The sequence below is a fragment of the Mesorhizobium sp. M0802 genome (assembly GCF_040320115.1).
GTDB lineage: Bacteria > Pseudomonadota > Alphaproteobacteria > Rhizobiales > Rhizobiaceae > Mesorhizobium.
On the sequence record NZ_JAMYOY010000022.1, the window covers coordinates 58795 to 81717 of the forward strand.

Annotated in this window: 18 protein-coding genes and 1 pseudogene; 6 read left to right on the forward strand and 13 right to left on the reverse strand. The window is 64.0% G+C overall.

What is annotated here, in order from left to right:
- Positions 1-10 precede the first annotated feature (10 nt).
- The 3 genes from NKI10_RS25825 to NKI10_RS25835 are packed head-to-tail and all read left to right on the forward strand — an operon-like array spanning position 11 to position 4002.
- The gene (locus NKI10_RS25825; protein WP_023672164.1) at positions 11-847 is read left to right on the forward strand and encodes a carbohydrate ABC transporter permease; all 837 of its coding nucleotides are present in this window, start codon (positions 11-13) and stop codon (positions 845-847) included.
- A 12-nt stretch (positions 848-859) separates the two neighbouring features.
- Positions 860-1939 carry an ABC transporter ATP-binding protein gene (locus NKI10_RS25830; RefSeq protein WP_023687606.1) on the forward strand — a complete coding sequence of 360 codons (1080 nt, stop codon included), beginning with the start codon at positions 860-862 and terminating at the stop codon, positions 1937-1939.
- Positions 1940-1968: 29 nt separating this feature from the next.
- The gene (locus NKI10_RS25835) at positions 1969-4002 is read left to right on the forward strand and encodes an aldo/keto reductase (protein WP_352862253.1); all 2034 of its coding nucleotides are present in this window, start codon (positions 1969-1971) and stop codon (positions 4000-4002) included.
- A 91-nt stretch (positions 4003-4093) separates the two neighbouring features.
- Here NKI10_RS25835 and NKI10_RS25840 read toward each other — a convergent pair whose 3' ends face one another.
- A complete protein-coding gene (locus NKI10_RS25840; protein WP_023672167.1) occupies positions 4094-4522 on the reverse strand; it encodes an Lrp/AsnC family transcriptional regulator in 429 nt (142 codons plus the stop codon).
- Between the two features lie 150 nt (positions 4523-4672).
- On the opposite strand from NKI10_RS25840, the gene NKI10_RS25845 reads away from it, so the two are divergent.
- Entirely contained in the window at positions 4673-5776 is a 1104-nt protein-coding gene (locus NKI10_RS25845; protein WP_352862254.1) for a saccharopine dehydrogenase family protein, read from the forward strand.
- A 338-nt stretch (positions 5777-6114) separates the two neighbouring features.
- Here the strand turns inward: NKI10_RS25845 and NKI10_RS25850 are convergent, their stop codons facing one another.
- The 5 genes from NKI10_RS25850 to NKI10_RS25870 all read right to left on the reverse strand — a co-directional run bounded on the left by NKI10_RS25850 (position 6115) and on the right by NKI10_RS25870 (position 12288).
- Complete coding sequence (locus NKI10_RS25850) at positions 6115-6804, reverse strand: glycosyltransferase (protein ID WP_023726715.1); 690 nt, start codon at positions 6802-6804, stop codon at positions 6115-6117.
- A 205-nt stretch (positions 6805-7009) separates the two neighbouring features.
- The gene (gene lpdA, locus NKI10_RS25855) at positions 7010-8398 is read right to left on the reverse strand and encodes a dihydrolipoyl dehydrogenase (protein ID WP_352862255.1); all 1389 of its coding nucleotides are present in this window, start codon (positions 8396-8398) and stop codon (positions 7010-7012) included.
- 235 nt (positions 8399-8633) lie between these two features.
- Positions 8634-10037 (reverse strand): dihydrolipoamide acetyltransferase family protein, encoded by a 1404-nt coding sequence (locus NKI10_RS25860; RefSeq protein ID WP_023754589.1) that lies wholly within the window; start codon positions 10035-10037, stop codon positions 8634-8636.
- A gap of 2 nt (positions 10038-10039) precedes the next feature.
- Positions 10040-11053 (reverse strand): alpha-ketoacid dehydrogenase subunit beta, encoded by a 1014-nt coding sequence (locus tag NKI10_RS25865; protein WP_352862256.1) that lies wholly within the window; start codon positions 11051-11053, stop codon positions 10040-10042.
- 2 nt (positions 11054-11055) lie between these two features.
- Positions 11056-12288 (reverse strand): 3-methyl-2-oxobutanoate dehydrogenase (2-methylpropanoyl-transferring) subunit alpha, encoded by a 1233-nt coding sequence (locus NKI10_RS25870; RefSeq protein ID WP_352862257.1) that lies wholly within the window; start codon positions 12286-12288, stop codon positions 11056-11058.
- Positions 12289-12793: 505 nt separating this feature from the next.
- Here NKI10_RS25870 and holA point away from each other — a divergent pair.
- Positions 12794-13837: a DNA polymerase III subunit delta gene (gene holA, locus NKI10_RS25875; protein WP_352862258.1), complete on the forward strand. Its 1044-nt coding sequence runs from the start codon at positions 12794-12796 to the stop codon at positions 13835-13837.
- Between the two features lie 272 nt (positions 13838-14109).
- Here the strand turns inward: holA and NKI10_RS25880 are convergent, their stop codons facing one another.
- The 5 genes from NKI10_RS25880 to mnmE form a co-directional block, all read right to left on the reverse strand.
- Positions 14110-14997 (reverse strand): ParB/RepB/Spo0J family partition protein, encoded by an 888-nt coding sequence (locus NKI10_RS25880; RefSeq protein ID WP_023805865.1) that lies wholly within the window; start codon positions 14995-14997, stop codon positions 14110-14112.
- Between the two features lie 59 nt (positions 14998-15056).
- On the reverse strand, positions 15057-15854 hold the full coding sequence (locus tag NKI10_RS25885; protein ID WP_023672118.1) for a ParA family protein: 798 nt from the start codon (positions 15852-15854) through the stop codon (positions 15057-15059).
- A 65-nt stretch (positions 15855-15919) separates the two neighbouring features.
- Positions 15920-16552 carry a 16S rRNA (guanine(527)-N(7))-methyltransferase RsmG gene (gene rsmG / locus NKI10_RS25890; protein WP_352862259.1) on the reverse strand — a complete coding sequence of 211 codons (633 nt, stop codon included), beginning with the start codon at positions 16550-16552 and terminating at the stop codon, positions 15920-15922.
- Complete coding sequence (gene mnmG / locus NKI10_RS25895; RefSeq protein ID WP_352862260.1) at positions 16549-18423, reverse strand: tRNA uridine-5-carboxymethylaminomethyl(34) synthesis enzyme MnmG; 1875 nt, start codon at positions 18421-18423, stop codon at positions 16549-16551. Before mnmG ends, rsmG begins: the two co-directional genes overlap by 4 nt.
- 324 nt (positions 18424-18747) lie before the next feature.
- On the reverse strand, positions 18748-20070 hold the full coding sequence (gene mnmE, locus NKI10_RS25900; protein WP_023829876.1) for a tRNA uridine-5-carboxymethylaminomethyl(34) synthesis GTPase MnmE: 1323 nt from the start codon (positions 20068-20070) through the stop codon (positions 18748-18750).
- A 51-nt stretch (positions 20071-20121) separates the two neighbouring features.
- On the opposite strand from mnmE, the pseudogene NKI10_RS30935 reads away from it, so the two are divergent.
- Positions 20122-20264, forward strand: a pseudogene (locus NKI10_RS30935) (DUF255 domain-containing protein); the annotation flags it as partial.
- A 277-nt stretch (positions 20265-20541) separates the two neighbouring features.
- Here NKI10_RS30935 and yddG read toward each other — a convergent pair.
- Positions 20542-21468 (reverse strand): aromatic amino acid exporter YddG, encoded by a 927-nt coding sequence (yddG, locus tag NKI10_RS25910; protein WP_023672114.1) that lies wholly within the window; start codon positions 21466-21468, stop codon positions 20542-20544.
- A gap of 167 nt (positions 21469-21635) precedes the next feature.
- Positions 21636-22901 (reverse strand): transcription termination factor Rho, encoded by a 1266-nt coding sequence (gene rho / locus NKI10_RS25915; RefSeq protein ID WP_023672113.1) that lies wholly within the window; start codon positions 22899-22901, stop codon positions 21636-21638.
- Positions 22902-22923: the final 22 nt, after the last annotated feature.

Below are 22923 nucleotides of genomic sequence, written 5' to 3' on the forward strand. Positions count from 1 at the left end.
GGGAGCCGAAGTGAGTTCGCTCTCGCAACGCCGGCTCGGCCGTAGCGTCCTGCTGCATCTGGTCCTGACGCCGCTGGCGGTGATCTGGCTGTTTCCGCTGTGGATGATGGTGGTGTTTTCGACCATGCCCGACAACGGCATTTTCAGCCCCGGCATCGAGCTTCTGCCGCACGGCAATTTCGTCGACAATTTCAACAACCTGCAGCGCGACACCAATTTCGTCGGCGCCATCGGCATTTCGGTGGCGGTGGCGGTGACCTACACCTTCTTCTCGGTGCTGCTGACCTCGATGGCCGGCTGGGCGCTCGCCCGCTATCAGTTCTTCGGCAAGGGCGCGGTGGTGGCGATCATCCTCGGCACCATCACGCTGCCCTATGCGGTGGTGCTGATCCCGCAATTCATCATGGTGGCGCGCGACTTCCAGCTCGCCAACACCTGGATTGCGTTGATCGTGCCACCCTTGTTCAATTCGCTGGGCGTGCTGTTCATGCGCCAGGCTTTCTCGATGATGCCGGCCGACCTCTTCGACGCAGCACGTGTCGAAGGCGTCAAGGAATGGCGCATCTTCCTGTTCGTCGCTTTGCCACTGGCGCGGCCGATGCTGGCGGCGCTCGCCATCATTCTGTTCCTCGCTTCGTGGAACAATTATCTCTGGCCGCTTTTGATCAACAGCCAGCCCGGCGCGATGACCGCACCGGTGGCGCTGGGCACGCTGATCGGCCTGACCAAGGTCTCATGGGGCGGCATCATGGCCGGCGCCGTCATGCTGACCGTGCCGATGCTGGTCGTCTTCGTTCTGCTGCAGCGCCATTTCATCGCCGGCATCGCCGCCGGCGCCGTCAAGTAGGACTAGAGCGATATGGCGGCAGTCACCCTCACCAATGTCGTAAAACGCTTCGGCGTCTATGAGATCATCCATGGCGCCAACATCGATATCGCCGATGGCGAGTTCGTCGTCTTTGTCGGCCCGTCGGGTTGTGGAAAATCGACGCTGCTCAGGATGATCGCCGGGCTGGAGGATATCAGCGGCGGCGAGATCGCCATTGGCGGCAAGGTGATGAACGATGTCGAGCCGGCCGAGCGCGGCATCGCCATGGTGTTCCAGTCCTACGCGCTCTACCCGCACATGAGCGTGGAGCAGAATCTGAGCTTTGGCCTCAGGATGACCGGCAACCCCAAGGAGGACACCGAGCGGCGGGTGAAGCGGGCCTCCGAAATCCTGCGCATCACAGAGTTGATGACGCGGCGGCCCAGGCAATTGTCCGGCGGCCAGCGCCAGCGCGTCGCCATTGGCCGCGCCATCGTGCGCGAACCGCAAGTCTTCCTGTTCGACGAGCCGTTGAGCAATCTCGACGCCGAGCTGCGCGTCCAGATGCGGGTCGAGATCTCGCGCCTGCACAAGGAGCTCGGCACGACGATGATCTATGTCACCCACGACCAGACCGAAGCGATGACGCTGGCCGACCGGATCGTCGTGCTGCGCGGCGGCCATGTCGAGCAGATCGGCCGGCCGCTCGATCTCTACGACAATCCCGACAACCAGTTCGTCGCCGGCTTTGTAGGCTCGCCGAAGATGAATTTCATCAAGGGCCGCGTCGTCGGGCGCAACACGAGCAGCGTCACCGTCGAGCTGGTAGGCGAGGAAAAGACCCGCATTATGCAACCGTTGACCGGCGCCGTGCCAGAAACAGGAGCCAAGGTCATTGTCGGCGTGCGGCCCGAACATTTCGGCAATGGCGGCGAAGGCGAAGCCGACCTCACCGTCGGCATCGACGTGGTCGAGCATCTCGGCGGCACCAGCTTCATCTATGCCAGGACCGCCCATGGCGAAGACCTGGTGATCCAGCGCGACGCGGCAAAGGTCCCCGACACCCAGGAGATCACCGTGTCCATCCGCAAATCCTATCTGTTCGATGAAGACGGCCAGCGGCTGCGCTGAGCGCTTCCAGCCTTGCAAGGAGAATGATCATGACTGCAACCGCGCCCCTCCGCTGGGGGATACTTGGGCCCGGCGACATCGCCAAAGCGTTCGCCCGCGGCGTGGCAGGCTCGCGCACCGGCACGATCGTGGCGCTCGGCGCCCGCAATCCCGGCAAGGCAGGCCTGGCCGAGACGTTTCCCGGCGCCCGCATCCTCGACGGTTACGACGCGCTGCTCGCCGACCCCGAGGTCGACGCCGTCTATATCGCCATCCCGCATCCCGGCCATGCCGAATGGGGAATCAAGGCGGCGGAAGCCGGCAAGCATGTGCTGTGCGAAAAGCCGCTGGCGCTGACCGCCTTCGAGGCCGACGCCATGATCCATGCCGCGCGCAAGGCCGGCACCTTCCTCGGCGAAGCCTTCATGTACCGCCTGCACCCGCAGACGGCGAAGCTGGTCGAGGTGATCCAGTCGGGCGTCATTGGCGATGTCAGCCTGATCAAGTCGAGCTTCGGCTTCGCCATGCCGGGCTTCATGCCCGAGCACCGGCTCTACGCCAACGATCTCGCCGGTGGCGGCATTCTCGACGTCGGCGGCTATCCCGTCTCCATGGTGCGGCTGATCGCGGGCGCTGCCACAGGCAAACCCTTCGCCGAGCCGGACAAGGTTGTCGGCACCGCCCATCTCGGCAAGTCCGGCGTCGACGAATGGGCCTCGGCGCTGCTGCATTTTCCCGGTGGAATCGTTGCCGAGGTATCCTGCAGCATCTCGCTCAAACAGGACAATGTCCTGCGCATCCTCGGCACCAAGGGCCGCATCGAGGTGCCGGATTTCTGGTTCGCCGGCGGCGGCAACCGCGATGGCGGCCCTGGCCGGATCGATGTAATTCTCGCCGACGACACGCGCGAGACCATCAGCCTCAACGAAACCCGCCATCTCTATTCCTTTGAGGTCGACGCCGCCGGCGAGGCGATCCTGGCCGGCAAACAGGAATTCGCCTGGCCGGGCATGGGCTGGGCCGACAGTCTCGGCACGCTGCGTGTGCTCGACAAATGGCGCGCTGCCGTAGGGCTCGAATATGAAATCGAAAAGCCGGCTAAGCGAACCAACACCCTTTCGGGCCGGCCGCTGCGCACCGGCGGCACCGCCATCGGCAAGCGCAAGATTCCGGGCCTGTCGAAGCCGGCCTCCGTGGTGGCGCTCGGCTTCGAGGATTTCCGCACCTTCTCGTCGGGCGCAATCCTGCTCGACGCCTTCTTCGAGGCCGGCGGCAATCTGTTCGACACCGGCTATGTCTACGGCGCCGGCTACACCGAAACGCTGCTTGGCCAGTGGCTCAGGAATCGCGGCGTGCGCGAGCAGTCGGTGATCATCGCCAAGGGCGCGCACTCGCCGCTCTGTTATCCCGATGTCATCGGCAAGCAGCTCGCCCAGTCGTTGGACCGGCTGCAGACCGACCATGTCGACCTCTATTTCATGCACCGCGACAACCCCGATGTGCCGGTCGGCGAATTCGTCGATGCGATGGACGCCGAGGTCAAGGCCGGCCGCATCCGTGGCCCGTTCGGCGGCTCGAACTGGACGATGGCGCGCATGGACGAGGCGATTGCCTATGCCGAGCGCACCGGCAAGCAGAAGCCCGGCGTGCTCTCCAACAATTTCTCGCTGGCCGAGATGCTGGAGCCGATCTGGGCCGGCTGCATCACCTCGTCCACCGACGACTGGAAATCCTGGCTGACGAAAAGGCAGATGCCCAACTTCGCCTGGTCGAGCCAGGGCCGCGGCTTCTTCACCGACCGCGCCGGCCGCGACAAGCAGGACAATGAGGAGCTGGTGCGGGTCTGGTATTCCGAGAAAAATTTCGGCCGCCGCGACCGCGCCATCGAGCTGGCGCAGCGCCTGGGCAAAAGTCCGATCCACATCGCGCTCGCCTATGTGCTGGCGCAGCCTTTTCCGTCGGTGCCGTTGATCGGCCCGCGCACGCTGGACGAGTTGGAGGACAGTTTGAAGGCGCTGGATATCAAGCTGTCGGCGGAGGATGTGGCGTGGCTGGATAGCGGGCCGGAAAGGCGGCGGGCTTAGGGAGCAAGCTCAGAGTTTGGAGGTTGGCGAAAGCCAAGGCGAAGGCTGATCTCCCCCCTTGCGGGGGAGATTAGCGGCTCATGCGTTCCACCTACCGATCGATCCGTGTCGACAAAATAATCGACGACGACGTCCGCTCGACCCCGTCCATCGCCCCGATCTCGTCCAGCAACGCATCCAGATCCCTGATCGACGGCGCGTCGACGATGACGATCATGTCGAAATTGCCGCTCACCGAGTGCAGCGTCCGTACCGGCGGCAGCGCCTGCAGCGCCCGCACCACCTTGTCGGCGAGCTTGGGCGTGACGGTGAGCAGCACATGCGCCCGCACAAGCCCCTGCTCGTAGTCCGGCGCCATCCGCACGCCATAGCCGGTGATGATGCCGCGCTGTTCCAGCCGCTCGATCCGGCTCTGCACCGTCGTGCGCGAAACGCCGAGCTGGCGCGCCAGCTCAGTGGTCGACGCGCGGGCATTGGCGCGCAGCAGGGAAAGCAGTTTTTGTTCGGCGTCACTGAGCATTTCGACGAACCTCGTCGGCGTATCGTTCAATTGCAGGGTTCATTTCGAACGATCCCACGCTTCCTTTCGACAGGCAAGCTGCGATTCTTGAAGGCATCGCGTCCACCGCGCGGCGGTCTGGGCCAAAGAGTTTTCACGAGGGGCAAGGTCATGAAGAAAATCATCGTCGTCGGCGCCGGCAAGATCGGCTCCACCATTGCAGGCATGCTCGCCGACAGCGGCGACTACCACGTCACCGTTATCGACCGCGCGGCGGCGCAGCTTGCCGCGGCCGAACTTCCCGCCGGCGTCGAGGGGCTGGAGCTCGATATCGCAGCGCCGGGCGCACTCGAGGCCGCCCTTGCCGGCGCCTTCGCCGTGCTGAGCGCCGCCCCCTTCCATTTGACCACGCGCATCGCCGAAGCGGCCGCCGCCACCGGCGTGCACTATCTCGATTTGACCGAGGATGTCGTCTCGACCCGCCGCGTCAAGGAGCTGGCCAAGTCGGGCAACAGCGCCTTCATTCTGCAATGTGGCCTGGCGCCGGGCTTCATCTCGATCGTCGCCAACGATCTCGCCAGCCGCTTCGACACGCTGGAAAGCGTTCGCATGCGCGTCGGCGCGCTGCCGCAATACCCGTCCAATGCGCTGAACTACAATCTGACCTGGAGCACCGACGGCGTCATCAACGAATATTGCGAACCCTGCGAGGCGATCGTCGAGGGCGAGCTGATCGAGGTGCCGCCGCTGGAGGAGCGCGAAGAGTTCTCGCTCGACGGCGTCACCTATGAGGCCTTCAACACCTCTGGCGGTCTCGGCACGCTGGCCGAGACGCTGAAGGGCAAGGTGCGCACGCTGAACTACCGCACCATCCGCTATCCCGGCCACGCGGCGATCATGAAGGCGCTGCTCAACGATCTCGGCCTGCGCCACCGCCGCGACGTGCTGAAGGATATCTTCGAGAGCGCCCTGCCGGCAACGCTGCAGGACGTGGTCATCGTCTTCGTCACCGTCTCGGGCCGCCGCAATGGCCGCCTGCTGCAGGAAACCTACGCCAACAAGATCTATTCGCAGCGCATCGGCAACCAGGTGCGCAGCGCAATCCAGATCACCACCGCCTCCGGCATCTGCGCCGTGCTCGACATGCTGGCCGACGGCACCTTGCCGGCGACCGGTTTCGTCAAGCAGGAAGACATCGCGCTGGATGCGTTTCTCGCCAATCGTTTTGGGCGCGCTTATGCGCAGCACGAGATGGTGAGCCGGCTCGCAAGCTGAGCTACTTCACCCTCCCCCTTGTGGGGAGGGTCGGCGCGCAATCGGAGCGAAGCGGAGATGGCGAGACGGGGTGGGGGTGAGCGCCGACGGTTGGCGAGGACCCCCACCCCGCTCCGCTACGCGGATCGACCCTCCCCCACAAGGGGGAGGGTGAAGCGCCCGCTACTTCCGCAGAGCCATCGGTCGTCCGAGCAGAAACCGGATGAAGTTGCCTGCGGTCCGCGGCGCCATGCGGGGCTGCGTCGCCTGTCGTGGCGCGCTTTGCCTTCGCGCTGGCACCTTGGGTTCGACACCCGGTCGGCCCACCGTGAAGGAGGGCCCCGAGACCGGCTTCCCCCTCAACACGTTGGCGGCGTTGTTGTCATGGATGACGATGCACCATTGCGCGCCCTTCGATGCCGCCACGACGGTGTTGAAGCGCGTCGCCATTTTTGCGTGGTGCTCGCGTAGACGCCGCTCATCGCCGGCGATCTCCTTTCGACCAGCGTGCCGAACGCCGACGTGACATAGTCGTGGTGCGTGTAGCGTCCGCTTGCCGTGTCGAAATTCTGGCCGTCCGGAAAGGCAATGTAGAGCGGCTGCAGGTCCACCACACGCTTTTCGATCTCCCGGCGCGCGTAGTGCTCGACGCGCTCCATGAAGGTCGGCGCCAGCGCGTCGTCGCTGTCGAGCCGCGTGAGCGAAACATAGTCGGCATCGGTATCGGCCTGGACGAAGGCATTGAAGCGATCATTGTAATCCTCGCCCGCCTCGACAAGGATCGGCCTGACGTCGACACCGGCCACGCAGCTGCACACGGTGCGAATATAGTTCTCGTGCGTATCGGCATCGAACGCCAGAAGGACGGTAAAATCCTTCAGCGACTGGCCTTCGAGCGACGACGCGCAATAGGTGTCGAACAACGCCAGGCGCTCGACCAGCCAGACCGGGTCGAGATTGGCGCGGCCCTTTCCGTCCCACTGGCTTGGCTTGAAGCCAGCGGCGATGTTGTAGCGTATGGCGATGTATTTCTTCAGGCCGGTGTCCATGGACCGACACTTAGTACATTCCGCTGATCTGCGACAACCAACGGCTGAGCGGCCACCCTCCCCCTTGTGGGGAGGGTCGGCTCGCGGTCGGAGCGAAGCGGAGATGGCGAGACGGGGTGGGGGTGAGCGCTGACGGTCGGCGAGGACCCCCACCCCGCTCCGCTACGCGATCGACCCTCCCCACAAGGGGGAGGGTAAGCGCACTTCAAATATGCAGCGCGTGGCCCAGCGCCTTCAGCGCCGCTTCCTGGAAGCCTTCGCCTTGCGTCGGATGCGCATGGATGGTGCCGGCGATATCCTCCAGCCGCGCGCCCATTTCCAGCGCCAGCCCGAATGCCGCCGCCAGTTCCGACACGCCCTGCCCGACCGCCTGGATACCGAGCACCAGATGATTGTCGGCCCGCGCCACGACGCGGACGAACCCGTCCTCGCCGAGTTTCGTCATCGCCCGGCCGTTGGCGGCGAAGGGGAACTGGCCGATCTTGATTTCGCCTGAAGCCTTCGCCTCCTCCGGCGTTAGCCCTGCCGTCACCAGCTCCGGATCGGTGAAGCAGACGGCCGGGATCGAGCGCTTGTCCCAGCTGCGCTTGTGGCCGGCGACGATCTCGGCCACCATTTCGCCTTGCGCCATCGCCCGGTGCGCCAGCATCGGCTCGCCGGTGACGTCGCCAATGGCATAGATGCCGCGCATCGAGGTGCGGCACTGGTCGTCGATCTTGATGAACTTGCCGGCCATGTCGAGATCGATCTGATCGAGGCCCCAGCCCTCCGTCACCGGCTTGCGGCCGACCGTGACCAGGATCTTGTCTGCCGCGATTTTGGTGCTCTTGCCGTCCGCGGTCTCGACCAGCAGCGCGTCGCCCTTGACCCCCTTGGCCTTGGCGCCAAGCATCACCTCGACGCCGAGCTGGGCCAGCCGTTTCACCACCGGCCGGGTCAGTTCCGCATCATACTGCGCCAGCACGCGCGGCAGCGCCTCGACCACGGTCAACGCGGCGCCCATTTTGGCGAACGCCATGCCGAGTTCCAGCCCGATATAGCCGCCGCCGACTACGGCGAGCTTTTTCGGCACCTCGCCGAGAGCCAGCGCTTCTGTGGATGAAATCACCGGGCCGCCGAACGGCAGGAACGGCAGTTCCACCGTCGCCGAGCCGGTGGCGATCACAACCGTTTCGGCGCGGATGATCTGGGTGCCGGTCTCGGTCTCGACCGCGACGGTCTTGCCGTCGCGGAACGTCGCCCAGCCATAGACGGTCTTGACCTTGGCCTTCTTCAGTAGCCCGGCAACGCCCCCGGTCAGCCGGCTAACAATGCCGTCCTTCCACGCAACCGTCTTGCCGAGATCGAGCACGGGCGCTGCTACCGAGATGCCGAGCGGACTGCTGCCGCCGGCCATATGCGCGACCTTCTCGAACTCTTCCGCCGCATGGATCATCGCCTTGGACGGGATGCAGCCGACATTGAGACAGGTGCCGCCCGGTTTGCCGGCTTCAACGATCACCGTATCGATGCCGAGCTGGCCGGCACGGATAGCGCAGACGTAGCCGCCGGGCCCGGCGCCGATGACCAGCAGCTTGCAGGAGATTTCTTTCATGGCGTGACCCTTTGATGCGAGGGAATGTTCCGTCGCGATCCTTCGCGCCCCCCTCTGTCCTGCCGGACATCTCCCCCACGAGGGGGGAGATCAGCAGCTTCTTCGCTTCGCTCATTCCTGCAACGATGGAGATTGGCGAAACCCTGCGTGACGTCCAATCTCCCCCCTTTTGGGGGAGATGCCTGGTAAGGCAGAGGGGGGCGCTGTCCCGCCGTCATCTCGGTCGTTCCGCCCCTCAATCCACGAATATCAGCGCTGGCGTCTCAATCAGCGCCTTGATCCGCTGCACAAACACCGCCGCATCCCAGCCGTCGACCACCCGGTGATCGAAGCTCGATGACAGGTTCATCATCTTGCGCGGGATGAACTGGGTGCCGTCCCACACCGGCCGCACCATCATCTTGTTGACGCCGACGATCGCCACCTCAGGATGGTTGATGACCGGCGTCGTCGCCACGCCGCCCATGGCGCCGAGCGAGGTGATGGTGATGGTCGATCCCGACAGCTCGTCGCGGCTCGCCGTGCCCGACTTCGCCGCTTCGGCCAGGCGGTTGAGCTCGGCCGCGCAATCCCAGAGGTCGCGCGCCTCGGCGTGCTTGACCACCGGCACCACCAGGCCCGACGGTGTCTGCGCGGCAATGCCGATATGGACGCCGCCATGTTGGTGGATGATGCCCGCCTCGTCGTCGAACAGCGCGTTGATGTTGGGCTGGTCGGCAATCGCCTTGACCATCGCCCGCATCAGGAACGGCAGCAGCGTCAGCTTCGGCCTCTCCACACCCTTGCGCTTTTCCTTGTTGAGCGCCGCGCGCAACTCCTCGAGTGCTGTGACGTCGATCTCCTCGACATAGGTGATGTGCGGGATGCGTGACTTCGCCAGCGACATTTTTTCGGCGATCTTGCGCCGTAGTCCGATGACCTTGATATCCTCGACGCTGTCATTGCGCGCCAGACCCGACGCCTTCGCCACCTGCGGCCCACGCGCGAGAAAGGCCTCGATATCTTCGTGGCTGATGCGGCCGGCAGGGCCGGTACCCGACACCTGGCGCAGATCGATCCCCGCCTCCTTCGCCCTGAGCCGGATGGCGGGCGACGCCAAGGGCTTTTCGCCCTCCGGGCGCGGCGCGCCGGTGGGTGCCGCACCTTTAGATGTCGGCGCAGTACCCCCACCCCTGGCCCCTCCCCACAAGGGGGAGGGGGATTCAGTCTCAGCTGCCCGTGCGCTTTTGGCTGCTGGTGCAGGTGGTGGCGACTTGGCGTCGGATTTCGTGGCCGAAACGCCTCCCTCTTGTGGGGGTCCGGAGGACGGGCGAGACCCGTGGCTCGCCCCGGCAGGGGTGGGGGTCGGTGCCGCCGTGACCTCTGACAATTTCGAGCCTTCGCCGACATTGCCCTCCCCCGCCACTTTCAGCCGCACGATCGGCGAGCCGATCGCCACCGTGTCGCCGATCTCCGCGCCCAGCCACAGGATCTCGCCATCGACCGGCGAAGGTATTTCCACCGTCGCCTTGTCGGTCATCACGGCGGCAAGCACCGAGTCCTCGCGCACGAGGTCGCCGACCTTGACGTGCCACTCCACAAGTTCGGCCTCGGCGACGCCTTCGCCGACATCCGGCAGCTTGATGATGTGTTCGCCCATCCCTAGGCTCCCATGGTTTCGAGAAGCGCGCGGCCGACACGGGCCGGCCCCGGGAAATAGTCCCATTCCTGCGCATGCGGGTAGGGCGTGTCCCAACCGGTGACGCGCGCCACCGGCGCTTCCAGATGGTAGAAACAATTTTCCTGCACCAGCGCCGACAGCTCGGCGCCGAAGCCGGAGGTCAGTGTCGCCTCGTGCACGACGACGCAGCGTCCGGTCTTCTTCACCGAAGCGACTATCGCGTCGAGATCGAGCGGCAGCAGGGTCCGCAAATCGATGATCTCGGCATCGATGCCGGTTTCTTCCACAGCCGCCTGCGCGACATAGACCATGGTGCCGTAGGCGAGCACGGTGACGGCCGAGCCCGCCCGGCGGATCGCCGCCTTGCCGAGCGGCACCGTGTAATGGCCGTCGGCGACCTCGCCCAGTTCATGCTTCGACCATGGCGTCACCGGTCGGTCGTGATGGCCATCGAACGGTCCGTTATAGAGCCGCTTCGGCTCCAGAAAAATCACCGGATCGGGATCCTCGATCGCCGCGATCAGCAGTCCCTTGGCGTCGTGCGGATTGGACGGCACCACCGTCTTTAGTCCCGACACATGGGTGAACAGCGCTTCCGGGCTCTGGCTGTGCGTCTGGCCGCCAAAGATGCCGCCGCCGGTCGGCATGCGGACCACGATCGGGCAAGTGAAATCGCCGTTCGAGCGGTAGCGCAGCCTTGCCGCTTCCTGCGTCAGCTGGTCGTAAGCCGGGTACATGTAGTCGGCAAACTGTATCTCGACGCACGGCTTCAGGCCGTAGGCGGCCATGCCGATAGCCGAGCCGACAATACCGGATTCGTTGATCGGCGCGTCGAAGCAGCGGCTCTTGCCGTATTTGGCCTGCAGGCCATGAGTCACGCGAAAAACACCGCCGAAGAAACCGACGTCCTCGCCATAGACGATGACGCGTTCGTCGCGCGCCATCGACACATCCATGGCGTCGCGGATCGCCTCGATCATGGTTCGTCTCGGCATGGTCAGACCCCCGCCTGCTGGCGCTGGCGTCTGAGATGCGGCGGCATCTCGGCAAACACGCCCTCGAACATTTCACGCGTCGACGGCTTGCCGCCGGCATGCAGCGTGCCGTGGCTTTCAGCTTCCTTCTGCGCCGCGATCACCGTCTCGAGGATTTCCGCTTCGGCCTGTACATGGCGCTCATCCGACCAGACGCCACGCTGGATCAGATGGTTCTTCAGCCGCATGACCGGATCGCCGAGCGGCCAGGCGTCGGATTCCGTCTTCGGCCGATAGGCCGACGGATCGTCCGAGCTCGAATGCGCGCCGGCACGGTAGGTGACATATTCGATCAGCGTCGGCCCGAGATTCTGCCGCGCCCGCTCCGCCGCCCATTTGGCCACGGCATGCACGGCGAGATAGTCGTTGCCGTCGACGCGCAGCGCCGGAATGCCGAAGCCGAGGCCGCGCGCGGCAAAGGTGCCGGAGCCGCCACGCGCAATGCCTTGAAACGTCGAGATCGCCCACTGGTTGTTGACGACGTTGAGGATGACCGGCGCCTTGTAGGTCGAGGCGAACACCAAGGCCGAATGGAAATCGGATTCGGCCGTCGAGCCGTCGCCGATCCACGCCGCCGCGATTTTCGAATCGTTGCTGATAGCGGAAGCCATCGCCCAGCCGACCGCCTGGATGTATTGCGTTGCCAGATTGCCGGAGATCGAGAAGAAGCCGTGCTCCTTCGACGAATACATGATCGGCAATTGCCGCCCTTTGAGCGGATCGGCCTCGTTGGAATAGATCTGGTTCATCATCGTGACCATCGGATAGCCGTCGGCGATGAGCAGGCCGGCTTGCCGATAGGTCGGGAAATTCATGTCGCCCGGGGCGAGCGCCTTGCGGAAAGCGCAGCTCACCGCCTCTTCGCCCAGATGCTGCATGTAGAACGAGGTCTTGCCCTGGCGCTGCGCCATCTGCATGCGGGCATCGAAGCTGCGCAGCGTCATCATGTGGCGCAATCCCTCGAGCAGCTCCTCGTCGGTGAGCAGCCCGGCCCACGGCCCGACCGCCTCACCGGTGCGGTTGAGCACACGGATGATGGAAAACGCCATGTCGCGGATGGTGCGCGGATCGACATCGATGTCCGGTCGCGGCACCGAGCCGGCCTTGGGGATAGGCACGTTGGAGAAGTCGGGCGTTCCGCCCGGCCGCACTTCCGGCTCCGGCACATGAAACCGCAACATCCCAGCATCGGTCATGACCATGGTCCTCCCATTTGCGGCGGTGATATTTGCACATCCGCGCGCCCGGCACAGCGCCAATTCATGGGGCGCCGAAACCGATCCGGCGTCCCGGCCGGCAGGCGACCGCAAGATGCAGATATGTCGGCGAAATTTCTTGTCGATGTTGGGGAGCGGCGCGCAATTAGGCGCAAAGTTTTGCAGGATTTCCGGCAGATAGTCACTTCACGGCCTCCGGGAGAGATGAAGGCACCAAGGTCGGCGAACTCGCGCTTTCCTCTCCCCCGTCGATCGAGGGAGAGGTGTCGAGCGAAGCTCGACGGAGTGGGGGTCGACCCTTGGGCGCTAGGCAATGCTTGAGTGCCCTTCCTTTGTTCGTTCGCGGCGATTGCCAGGTGGTTCCCCCACTCCGTCTCGGCTTCGCCGAGCCACCTCTCCCCCTCCGGAGGCGAGGAAGGGCGCCAAGGTCTCGAACGCTTTGGAGAACGTTCACTCAGCGACCGCATCATGCTAACCACCCTCCATGGCGCAGAAAAAAGGATACGAGGTCGATTCGTGGCTGGCGAAGCCTGACGCGCGCATATCGATCGTCCTGCTTTACGGTCCCGACCGCGGCTTGGTCGCCGAGCGGGCCAAGGCCTTTGCCGCGAAAACCGGCCTGCCGCTCGACGATCCGTTCTCCGTCGTCCGGCTCGATGGCGCGGAGGTCGATCGCGACCAGGGCCGGCTGCTCGATGAAGCCCGCACCGTGCCGATGTTCTCCGACCGGCGGCTTCTATGGGTGCGCAACGCCAGCGGTCAGAAGGCGCTGGCCGACGACGTCAAGGCACTGACGGCCGAGCCCGCGCGCGACGCCATCATTCTCATCGAGGCCGGCGACCTGAAAAAGGGCATCGGACTGCGCGCGATCGTCGAGGCGGCCGACACCGCCATGGCGCTGCCTTGCTATGCCGATGAAGCCCGCGACATCGACAGCGTCATCGACGACGAGCTGCGCAAGGCCGGGATGTCGATGGCGCTCGACGCACGCCAGGCGCTGCGCCGCAATCTCGGCGGCGACCGGCTGGCCTCGCGCGGTGAAATCGAAAAGCTGGTGCTTTACGCCCACGGCCAGAAGGACATTGGCCTTGACGACGTCAGGGCGATGTCCGGCGACGTCTCCGGCTCCTCCTTCGACGACGCGGTCGATGCTGTGCTGGAAGGCAAGGTTGGTGACTTCGACACCGCCTTCACCCGCCACTGCCTGTCCGGCGGCCATCCTTTCCTGGTGCTGTCCTCGGCGATGCGGCAGCTGCAGCAGCTTCAGGTCATGCGCGGCCAGATGGACACCGCCGGCCGCAACGCCGCCTCGGCCATGGCCGGCGCCCGTCCGCCGGTGTTTTTCTCGCGGCGCAAGCTGGTGGAGAAGGCGCTGGAGCGCTGGAACGTCGAGGCGCTCAGCCGCGCGCTGAACCGGCTGCAATCGGCCGTGCTGCAGACCAGGCGCAGGCCGGATTTGTCGGAAGCGCTGGCACGGCAGGCGCTGCTCGGCATTGCGGTGGAGAGCGCGAGGCTGGCGCAGCGGTGATCTCCCCCCTTGAGGGGGAGATGTCGCCAAAGGCGACAGAGGGGGTCGCCGCGCGTGGAGCGCTGGCGCCTTTCGCAACGACAAACGAGGTCGGCGCTTGATGGGAGACGACCCTTCTGGCCTGCCGGCCATCTCCCCCTCAAGGGGGGAGATCAGCAGTTCGATCCCTTCGGCAATCGCCAATAAAAAGAAGGGCCGGCAACCGCCAAGCTCTTTCTTCATCCTAAGCCAGAACTTCATTCGCCGGCTAAATATGGCGCAACCTCAACTTTCTACCGCTCGTCCTTCAACCGCCGGCATAGCTCGTCGAGCTGCTCCAGACTGCGGTAGTCCACGCGGATCGCGCCGCCCTTGCCCTTGTGCTCGATGGTCACGATCATGCCGATCGTGTTGGTCATCAGCTTTTCCAGCGCCAGCGTGTCGGCATCCTTGCCCGATACGCCGTGTGATGGTTTTGCCTTGGGCGGCGTGCCGCCCGCCGGCATTTGCGCCAGCGCCTCGGCCTGGCGCACCGAAAGCCCTTCTTCGACGATCTGCTTGGCTAGCCCGGCGGGATCCTGCGCCGTCACCAGCGTCCGGGCATGGCCGGCCGACAGCGCGCCGTCGACCAGCATGTCGCGGATCACGTCGGGCAGCTTCAGCAGCCGCAGCGTGTTGGCGACGTGGCTGCGGCTCTTGCCGATTACATTGCCGAGGTCGGCCTGTGTGTAGCCGTGGTCGTCGATCAACTGCTGGTAGCCGAGCGCCTCCTCGACCGGGTTGAGATCGGTGCGCTGGACGTTTTCTATGATCGCCAGTTCCAGCGCTGTGCGGTCGTTGACGTCGCGCACGATGATCGGGATCTCGGTCAGCCCGGCTCGCTGCGCCGCCCGCCAGCGGCGCTCGCCGGCGATGATCTCGTAGCGCCCGGCCTGCGTGGGCGAAGGCCGCGCCACCACCGGCTGCACCACGCCATGCTCGCGGATCGACTGCGCGAGATCGGTGAGGTCGGCGTCGCCAAAGTGCCGGCGCGGGTTTTTCGGGTTCGGGCTCAGGAACTCTATCGGCACCTTGCCGTCCGCATTCAAGCCCGGCTTTTCGGCTGCCACCGGGCGGTCGATCTCGCCGATCAGCGCCGCCAGTCCACGCCCCAGTCTCTTTCTCGAAAGGTCTTCGCTCATCTCAATTCCAGATTCTTGATCGTTTCGGCCGGATCGCTTTGTTTATCGACCCTGCCTAATCATGCGGCGCGCAATTTACGCTCGCGGCGGATCACTTCGGACGCCAGCTGCAGATAGGCCTGGCTGCCTGAGCACTTGAGATCGTAGAGGATTGCCGGCTTGCCGTAGGACGGCGCCTCGGACACCCGCACATTCCTAGGAATGATCGTCTCGTAGACCTTGTCGCCCATGTGTGCCCGCACGTCCTGCACCACCTGGTTGGCGAGGTTGTTGCGGCCATCATACATGGTCAGCACGATGCCCTGGATGATCAGGTCCGGATTGATCGAACGGCGCACCTGCTCCACCGTTTCCAGGAGTTGGCTTAGCCCTTCCAGCGCGAAGAACTCGCACTGCAGCGGCACAAGAACAGAATCGGCTGCCGCCATTGAATTCAACGTCAAAAGGTTGAGCGAGGGCGGGCAGTCGATCAGCACATAGCCGAACGGCGCACCGCGCTCAGTGGCGGCGCGCAGCGCGTTGCGCAGCTTAAGCACGCGATCCGGCGCCGAGGCGATTTCCATCTCGATGCCGAGCAGATCGAGCGTCGACGGCACGATCGACAGGCCGGGCACCGCCGTTGGAATGGCGGCCTCTTCCAGGCCCAGTTCGCCGGTCAGCACATCGTAGGACGAGACGGTGCGGTCCTTGCGGTCGATGCCAAGACCGGTCGAGGCATTGCCTTGCGGATCGAGATCGACGATCAGCACCTTTTCGCCGATGGCGGCCAGCGCCGTGGCCAGATTGATGGCGGTCGTGGTCTTGCCGACGCCGCCCTTCTGGTTGGCGACGGTGATGATGCGAGGTCCGGTTTTCATGGGTCTGTGCCAGGTATTCATGTGGGCCAGGTATTCATTGCGTCGCCAAGGTTGCGAAGGAGAGCTTACGCAGTCTGCAGATCGGTCACTTCGAGGATGACGCCATGGGCGTCGGTCATGCTCGGATGTTCTACCAGATCGAAAGCCCAGCGGTGAGTGCTTTCTTCCACCTCGGAGCGGTAATCCCGGCCTTTGTGGAACAGCGCCCGCGATCCCTTGGTCAGCCACGGCGCCGACAGATCGAGCAGCGCAGGTAGAGCGGCAAGCGCCCGCGCCGTGATGATTTCCGGTGAGGAAACAAGCGCATAGCTGTCGTCAATGCGCCGCGCGACAACCCGCGCCGGCAAGCCGAACTGGCCTATCATCGCTTGGAGAAAGGACGCTTTCTTGCGGTTGCTCTCGACCAGATCGATCGACGCGCCATCGCGTTCGACCAGCAGGAAGGCCATTACCAGGCCCGGAAAACCGCCGCCCGAACCGAGATCGGCCCAGCGTTTGGCCTGCGGAGCGATTCGCGCCAGCTGCGCGCTATCCAGAATATGGCGGCCCCAGACATCGTCCAGCGTCGACGGCGCGGCCAGATTGATGCTGCGGTTCCATTTCAGGAACAACTGTTCGAACACCACCAACCGATCGAATGTTTCACGTGAAACCGGTCCCGCGGCCTCTTGCAGGCTCGCCCATGAGGCAGCGCTCACGCAACGGCCCTTTGGGCAGCCGATTCGGCGTTGCGGACGTGCGCGACGATGATGGCCAGCGCCGCCGGCGTCATGCCTTCCATACGCTGCGCGTCAGCGATCGACCGGGGCTGACGCGTTAGCATCTTCTGCTTCAGCTCATTGGACAGGCCAGGAACATCGGCGAAATCCACCGACGCCGGGATCAGCCGGCTTTCCTCGCGGCGGATCTGTCCGACATCCGCCTGCTGGCGATCAAGGTAAACCGAATATTTCGCTTCCGTTTCGAGCCGCTCAGCGGTTTTGACGTCGATTGCACCAAAGGCCGGCGCAACACGGGCCAGCCAGGCTATATCGACGCCGGGATGAGCGAGCAATTCATAAGCGGAGCGGCGCACGCCGTCCCTGTTGATCTCCAGCCCATGCCGCGCCGCTTCGTTGGGCGTCATCGTCGTCGCAACTGCGAGTTCGCGCGCCCTACCAAGATCCTGTGTGACTTGATTGAACCGCTGCGTCCGCTCCGGCGACACGATACCAAGCCGATTTGCCAGAGGCGTAAGCCTTTCATCGGCATTGTCGGCGCGCAGCGATAGGCGAAACTCCGCCCGCGAAGTGAACATGCGGTAGGGCTCGGCAATGCCGCGGCTGGTGAGGTCGTCGACCATCACTCCGATGTAGGCTTCGGTGCGGCTGAGCACGATTTGGTCGTCGGCCGCCGCCTTGCGCGCGGCGTTGAGCCCGGCGAGCAGGCCCTGCGCTCCGGCTTCTTCATAACCGGTGGTGCCGTTGATCTGACCGGCGAGGAAAAGCCCCGCAATACGTTTGGTCTCAAGCGTCGGCTCCAACTCGCGCGGATCGACATGGTCGTATTCGATGGCGTAGCCGGGCTGCAGCATGGTCGCGCGTTCCAGGCCCGGGATCGTCTTCAGAATGTCGAGCTGGACGTCTTCGGGCAGGGAGGTCGAGATGCCATTGGGGTAGACGGTGTCATCGTCCAGCCCTTCCGGCTCCAGGAATATCTGATGACCTTCTCGATCGCCGAACTTGACGATCTTGTCTTCGATCGACGGGCAGTAACGTGGACCTACGCCTTCGATCGAGCCGGAATACATGGCGGAGCGGCCGAGATTGGCGCGGATCAGCGCGTGCGTCGCCGGCGTCGTACGCGTAATACCGCAATGGATTTGCGGATTCTTGATTGTGTCGGTGAGCAGCGAGAACGGCACTGGATGTTCGTCGGCCGCCTGGCTTTCCAGCGACGCCCAGTCGATGGTGCGGCCATCGAGCCGCGGCGGCGTGCCGGTCTTCAGCCGTCCAAGCGCGAAACCGGCGCGGCTCATCGTCGCCGACAGGCCAAGGCTCGCCTGCTCGTTCATCCGCCCGGCGACAATCTTCCTGTCGCCAATGTGGATGAGGCCGCGAAGAAAGGTGCCGGTGGTCAGCACCACGGCGCCGCACGCCAACCGGCGCCCGCCGGCCAGGCGCACAGCGGCGACCCGTCCATCCACGATGTCGAAGTCCAGAACCTCGCCTTCGACGACGTCGAGACCGTTCTGCTGCCGAATCGCTTCCTGCATGGCCAGCCGATACAGCTTGCGGTCGGCCTGCGTGCGCGGCCCGCGCACGGCAGGGCCTTTGCGGCGATTGAGCAGGCGGAATTGGATGCCGGCAGCATCGGCGATGCGGCCCATCAGCCCGTCCATGGCGTCGATCTCACGCACCAGATGGCCCTTCCCGAGGCCGCCGATCGCTGGATTGCAGGACATGACACCGATCGTGTCGAAGCGCAGCGTCACCAGCGCGGTCCTGGCGCCGGCGCGCGCGGCAGCGCTCGCAGCCTCGCACCCGGCATGGCCACCGCCTACCACAACCACGTCATAGTGATCGATCATTGTCCCTTCCAGAGATTTCCCGACACATGTCCCCACGAGAGGACGCTGTCAAGGATTGCAGGTTGATTCGTTCACGTGGACCGGAGTGCTGAAAGCCGCAGAGGTGTTTCACGTGAGTCATGGAAGCGGCGAAGCCTCGTTTGGCGCTGCCCCTTATCTATCTTCCGGCATCTTCTCCCCATGAACGGGGACAATGAGGGGCGGTGCAGGCTTTCGGCCACTTGCCCTTTTGCCAACCGTCTCGTTTCACGTGAAACGCACTTGGGCGGCCCCTATGTTTCACGTGAGTCACTCATACCAGCGCCCCGTCATGTTTCACGTGAGTCACTTGCCAATGCAAAACTGCGAAAAGATCACGTCCAGCAGGTCCTCGACATCCACCGCGCCGACAATCCGGCCAAGCCGGTCCGCCGCAAGACGCAGCTCCTCCGCCCGCAGCTCCTGGCCGCGCTCTTGCCCGGACAAAGCCGAGATCAGAAAGTGCCTGGTCTCATTGAGCAGCTCCACATGCCGCAACCGAGACGGCAGGATGTCACCGGCATCGCCGATAGCAGCTGCGGCGCGCCTGCCGATCTCGGCCAGGAGTTCAGCCAACCCAGTGCCGTCCACCGTCGAGATCAACGCATCATACGCCTCCAATCGCGGCGAACCTTTCAAGAGATCGACCTTGGTGCCGATTCTCAAAGCCGGGGCGTCGACAGGCATGTTGCCGATCGCAGTCGGGTCCGCCAGATCTTCCAGCAACAGCACCAGGTCAGCCGTGTGCGCCTTGGCCCGCGCCTTTTCGATACCGATCGCTTCGATCTTGCCGGGCGCCTCGCGCAGGCCCGCGGTGTCGGTTACCCTGACCCGCACTCCGTGGAGATCCAGCACCACTTCGAGCAAATCCCGCGTCGTGCCGGGCTCGTCGGTAACAATCGCCGCCTCACGCCTTGCCAGCGCATTGAAAAGGCTGGATTTTCCGGCGTTCGGTGCACCGAGGATGACAACCTCAAACCCGTCACGGATGATCTCGGCGGCATGGAAGCCATCGACATGCCGGCCGATCTCGCCCACCATTGCGCGCACATCGGACCAAACCGTGTCCGAAACCGAACCGGGCACGTCGTCTTCGTCGGCGAAGTCGATTTCCGCCTCGATCATCGCCCGTGCATGGATCAGCCGACGGCGCCAGCCAAGATAGAGTTCGCTTTGCACTCTTTCGGCATTCTGCACGGCAAAGCGCCGCTGCGCTTCGGTTTCGGCGTTGACCAGATCGGCCAACGCCTCCGTCTCGACCAGATCCAGCTTGCCGTTGAGAAGAGCCCGGCGCGTAAATTCACCAGGTTCCGCATGACGCACGCCGTCAAACCCGGCAATGATCTCCAGCATCTTGCTGGCGACGGCGCGGCCGCCATGGACGTGGAACTCGGCGACATCCTCGCCGGTAAAACTGTTCGGCCCCGGAAAAAACAGCACCAGGCCGTTGTCGATAAGCGACCCGTCCACTGTTCGGAGCTTGCGCAGGGTCGCAACCCGGTCCTTGATCATGCCGTCGGCAACCGTTTCGACAGCGAATCGAGTTCTTGGTCCGGAGATGCGGATGACAGCGATGCCGGCAGGCAGGCGGCCGCTGGACAGCGCAACAATCGAATCGCCTGAAATCATTTGCCCGTTCTCACCGGTCGCCTAGCTGTCCGGTCAACAATCCCACAGTATGCGGCCGTCATGAACCGGCTGTTCGTCAATATCAAGGTCGATCGCGAGGAGCGGCCGGACATTACCAAATCTGTATAGCCGCCTTGTCATCCATGTGCGAGCAGGCGGGTCCTAATTCCGACGCCGAGCAGTTCTGGGCGGGCCAGCAAGCCCTACGCAGGCCGCATCGTTAACGCTTGTGCCTGGCCCGGAGCCGTGAAGCTGGATCCTTCGCCCCCGACAAGCAAGCTTCGTTCCGGCTGCGAATCAGAATCCCGACCCGCGTCACGCCGATATTGTCGCCCCGATCGGAACGCATGCGAATCGATCGAACATTGGCCAGTGGCATCCGGCCGCCAACCGGCAGACCGGAGCTATGCACCGGCTATCCTGCCCGTGGCGCCGGATCCGTAGGAACCGAGCCGCTGTTGCGACGGCAGGTCAACCGGTGTTTCCGTCCAACGCCGAAGGAAGCGGCGTCGCATCAATGGATGGCGACCGCGGCCCGAACAGCAAATCCTTGGCCGCGACCACCGCTCCGACCGTGATCAGGATGCAAGCAACAGCCACCGACCAGTGAAACACACCAAAGCCTGCCAGCAGAAGCACGATGACCGAGAAGAGGGGCGCGGCATAGGAGAGGGCGCCGAGGATCATGATGTCCCCGTGCTTGCAGCCATAGTCCCAGGCGTAAAAGCCGGCGCCTAGCGGTATTACGCCCAAGATGACGATGGCGCTCCACTCCGTCGCCGTCTGTGCCCAGACGGTGGTCTCAAGGGTGAGGTGCAGCACCAAGGCGACCGCAGCCGTGATGAAGCAGTAACCGACGACCACATCGGTCGGCACCTTGCCAAAGCGGCGCGATAAAACCGAATAGCCGGCCCAGATGAAAGCGCAGAACAGCGAGATGACATGCCCCTTCATCACACCATTGGCCAGTCCGATCGTGCCGCCCTTGGTGATCACCACAATGGCGCCGGCAAGGCCGAGCATGACGCCGGCAATGTGATGGGCCCTCAGCTTTTCTCCAGGCAGGAAGGCGGCAAAGACGACGATCAGCAACGGCCAGAGATAGGCGATCAGGCTGACCTCGACCGGCGGCGCCGACTGGATGGCGAAGAAATAGGCGCAGTGGTAGATGCACAGCCCCGCTGTGCCGAGCGCCCAGACCTGCCACGGCTGGCGCAGCGACTTGATCGCCGCCGGACGGACAAGCCAGCTCGACGCGCCGACCAACCCGCCAAGCAGAAACGTCATCGCCGCCAGCTGAAAGGGCGGAATCGGTCCCGCCGCCGTCGAAAGCAGCGCCAGGAAGGACCATGTCAGGATGGCCGAGAAGCCGATCAGGGTCGGGATTGTTTTCTCCATGCGGCTTCCGATCTTCGAGACGCGATTACTCGCATGACGACAGCTGTGGAAATTGCCGCCCAAGGCCACGCCCTGTCGGAAATGCGACCTGTTTGCCCCCGCAATGAAAAACCCCGTCCCAGTTCCCGGAACGGGGCTTCAATGCGAAACGATGGCCGACGAGAAGCTTACGTGTTCATCGAATCGAAGAAATCGGCGTTGGTCTTGGTCTGCTTCAGCTTGTCGATCAGGAACTCGATCGCATCCGTGGTTCCCATCGGCGCCAGGATGCGGCGCAGGACGAAGATCTTCTGCAGATCCTGCTTGGAGACCAGCAGGTCTTCCTTGCGGGTGCCGGACTTCAAAATGTCCATGGCCGGGTAGATGCGCTTGTCGGCGACCTTGCGGTCGAGCTGGATTTCGCAGTTGCCGGTGCCCTTGAACTCTTCGAAGATGACTTCGTCCATGCGGCTGCCGGTGTCGATCAGCGCGGTGGCGATGATGGTCAGCGAGCCGCCTTCCTCGATGTTGCGGGCCGCGCCGAAGAAGCGCTTCGGCCGCTGCAGCGCGTTGGCGTCGACACCGCCGGTCAGCACCTTGCCGGAGGACGGCACAACGGTGTTGTAGGCACGGCCGAGGCGGGTGATCGAATCGAGCAGAATAACGACGTCGCGGCCATGCTCGACCAGGCGCTTGGCCTTTTCGATGACCATTTCGGCGACCTGGACGTGGCGCACCGCCGGTTCGTCAAAGGTCGAGGACACGACCTCGCCCTTCACCGAACGCTGCATGTCGGTCACTTCTTCTGGCCGTTCGTCGATCAGAAGTACGATCAGATAGCATTCCGGATGATTGGCCGTGATCGAGTGGGCGATATTCTGCATCAGCACCGTTTTACCGGTACGCGGCTGCGCGTTGATGAGCGCGCGCTGTCCCTTGCCGATCGGCGCCACCAGGTCGATCACCCGCGACGAGATGTCCTTGCCGGTCGGATTGTCGATCTCCATCTTCAGCCGCTTGGTCGGATAGAGCGGCGTCAGATTGTCGAAATGGATCTTGTGACGGATCTTTTCGGGATCGTCGAAATTGATCGTGTTGACCTTGAGAAGGGCGAAATAGCGCTCGCCCTCTTTTGGGCTGCGGATCGGCCCTTCGACGGTATCGCCGGTCTTCAAGGAGAAGCGGCGGATCTGCGAGGGCGAGATGTAGATATCGTCGGGACCCGGGAGATAATTGGCGTTGGCTGAGCGCAGGAAGCCGAAACCGTCCTGCAACAACTCGACCACACCATCGCCGATGATCTCGACGTCCTGGGCGGCCAGTTTCTTCAGGATGGCAAACATCAGTTCCTGCTTGCGCATGACGCTGGCGTTTTCCACTTCGAGCGATTCGGCATAGGCGATCAGCTCTGGCGGCTTCTTGTTCTTGAACTCTGCGAGTTTCATTTCTTGCATAGACGGACTCTGAATCTGCTTT

Bases quoted from the DNA above. Each gene is read 5' to 3' on its own strand.
- NKI10_RS25830 (WP_023687606.1), top strand. From the start codon at position 860: ATGGCGGCAGTCACCCTCACCAATGTCGTAAAACGCTTCGGCGTCTAT.
- NKI10_RS25835 (WP_352862253.1), top strand. From the start codon at position 1,969: ATGACTGCAACCGCGCCCCTCCGCTGGGGGATACTTGGGCCCGGCGAC.
- NKI10_RS25840 (WP_023672167.1), bottom strand. From the start codon at position 4,522: ATGCTCAGTGACGCCGAACAAAAACTGCTTTCCCTGCTGCGCGCCAAT.
- NKI10_RS25845 (WP_352862254.1), top strand. From the start codon at position 4,673: ATGAAGAAAATCATCGTCGTCGGCGCCGGCAAGATCGGCTCCACCATT.
- NKI10_RS25850 (WP_023726715.1), bottom strand. From the start codon at position 6,804: ATGGACACCGGCCTGAAGAAATACATCGCCATACGCTACAACATCGCC.
- lpdA (WP_352862255.1), bottom strand. From the start codon at position 8,398: ATGAAAGAAATCTCCTGCAAGCTGCTGGTCATCGGCGCCGGGCCCGGC.
- NKI10_RS25860 (WP_023754589.1), bottom strand. From the start codon at position 10,037: ATGGGCGAACACATCATCAAGCTGCCGGATGTCGGCGAAGGCGTCGCC.
- NKI10_RS25865 (WP_352862256.1), bottom strand. From the start codon at position 11,053: ATGCCGAGACGAACCATGATCGAGGCGATCCGCGACGCCATGGATGTG.
- NKI10_RS25870 (WP_352862257.1), bottom strand. From the start codon at position 12,288: ATGACCGATGCTGGGATGTTGCGGTTTCATGTGCCGGAGCCGGAAGTG.
- holA (WP_352862258.1), top strand. From the start codon at position 12,794: ATGGCGCAGAAAAAAGGATACGAGGTCGATTCGTGGCTGGCGAAGCCT.
- NKI10_RS25880 (WP_023805865.1), bottom strand. From the start codon at position 14,997: ATGAGCGAAGACCTTTCGAGAAAGAGACTGGGGCGTGGACTGGCGGCG.
- NKI10_RS25885 (WP_023672118.1), bottom strand. From the start codon at position 15,854: ATGAAAACCGGACCTCGCATCATCACCGTCGCCAACCAGAAGGGCGGC.
- mnmG (WP_352862260.1), bottom strand. From the start codon at position 18,423: ATGATCGATCACTATGACGTGGTTGTGGTAGGCGGTGGCCATGCCGGG.
- mnmE (WP_023829876.1), bottom strand. From the start codon at position 20,070: ATGATTTCAGGCGATTCGATTGTTGCGCTGTCCAGCGGCCGCCTGCCT.
- yddG (WP_023672114.1), bottom strand. From the start codon at position 21,468: ATGGAGAAAACAATCCCGACCCTGATCGGCTTCTCGGCCATCCTGACA.
- rho (WP_023672113.1), bottom strand. From the start codon at position 22,901: ATGCAAGAAATGAAACTCGCAGAGTTCAAGAACAAGAAGCCGCCAGAG.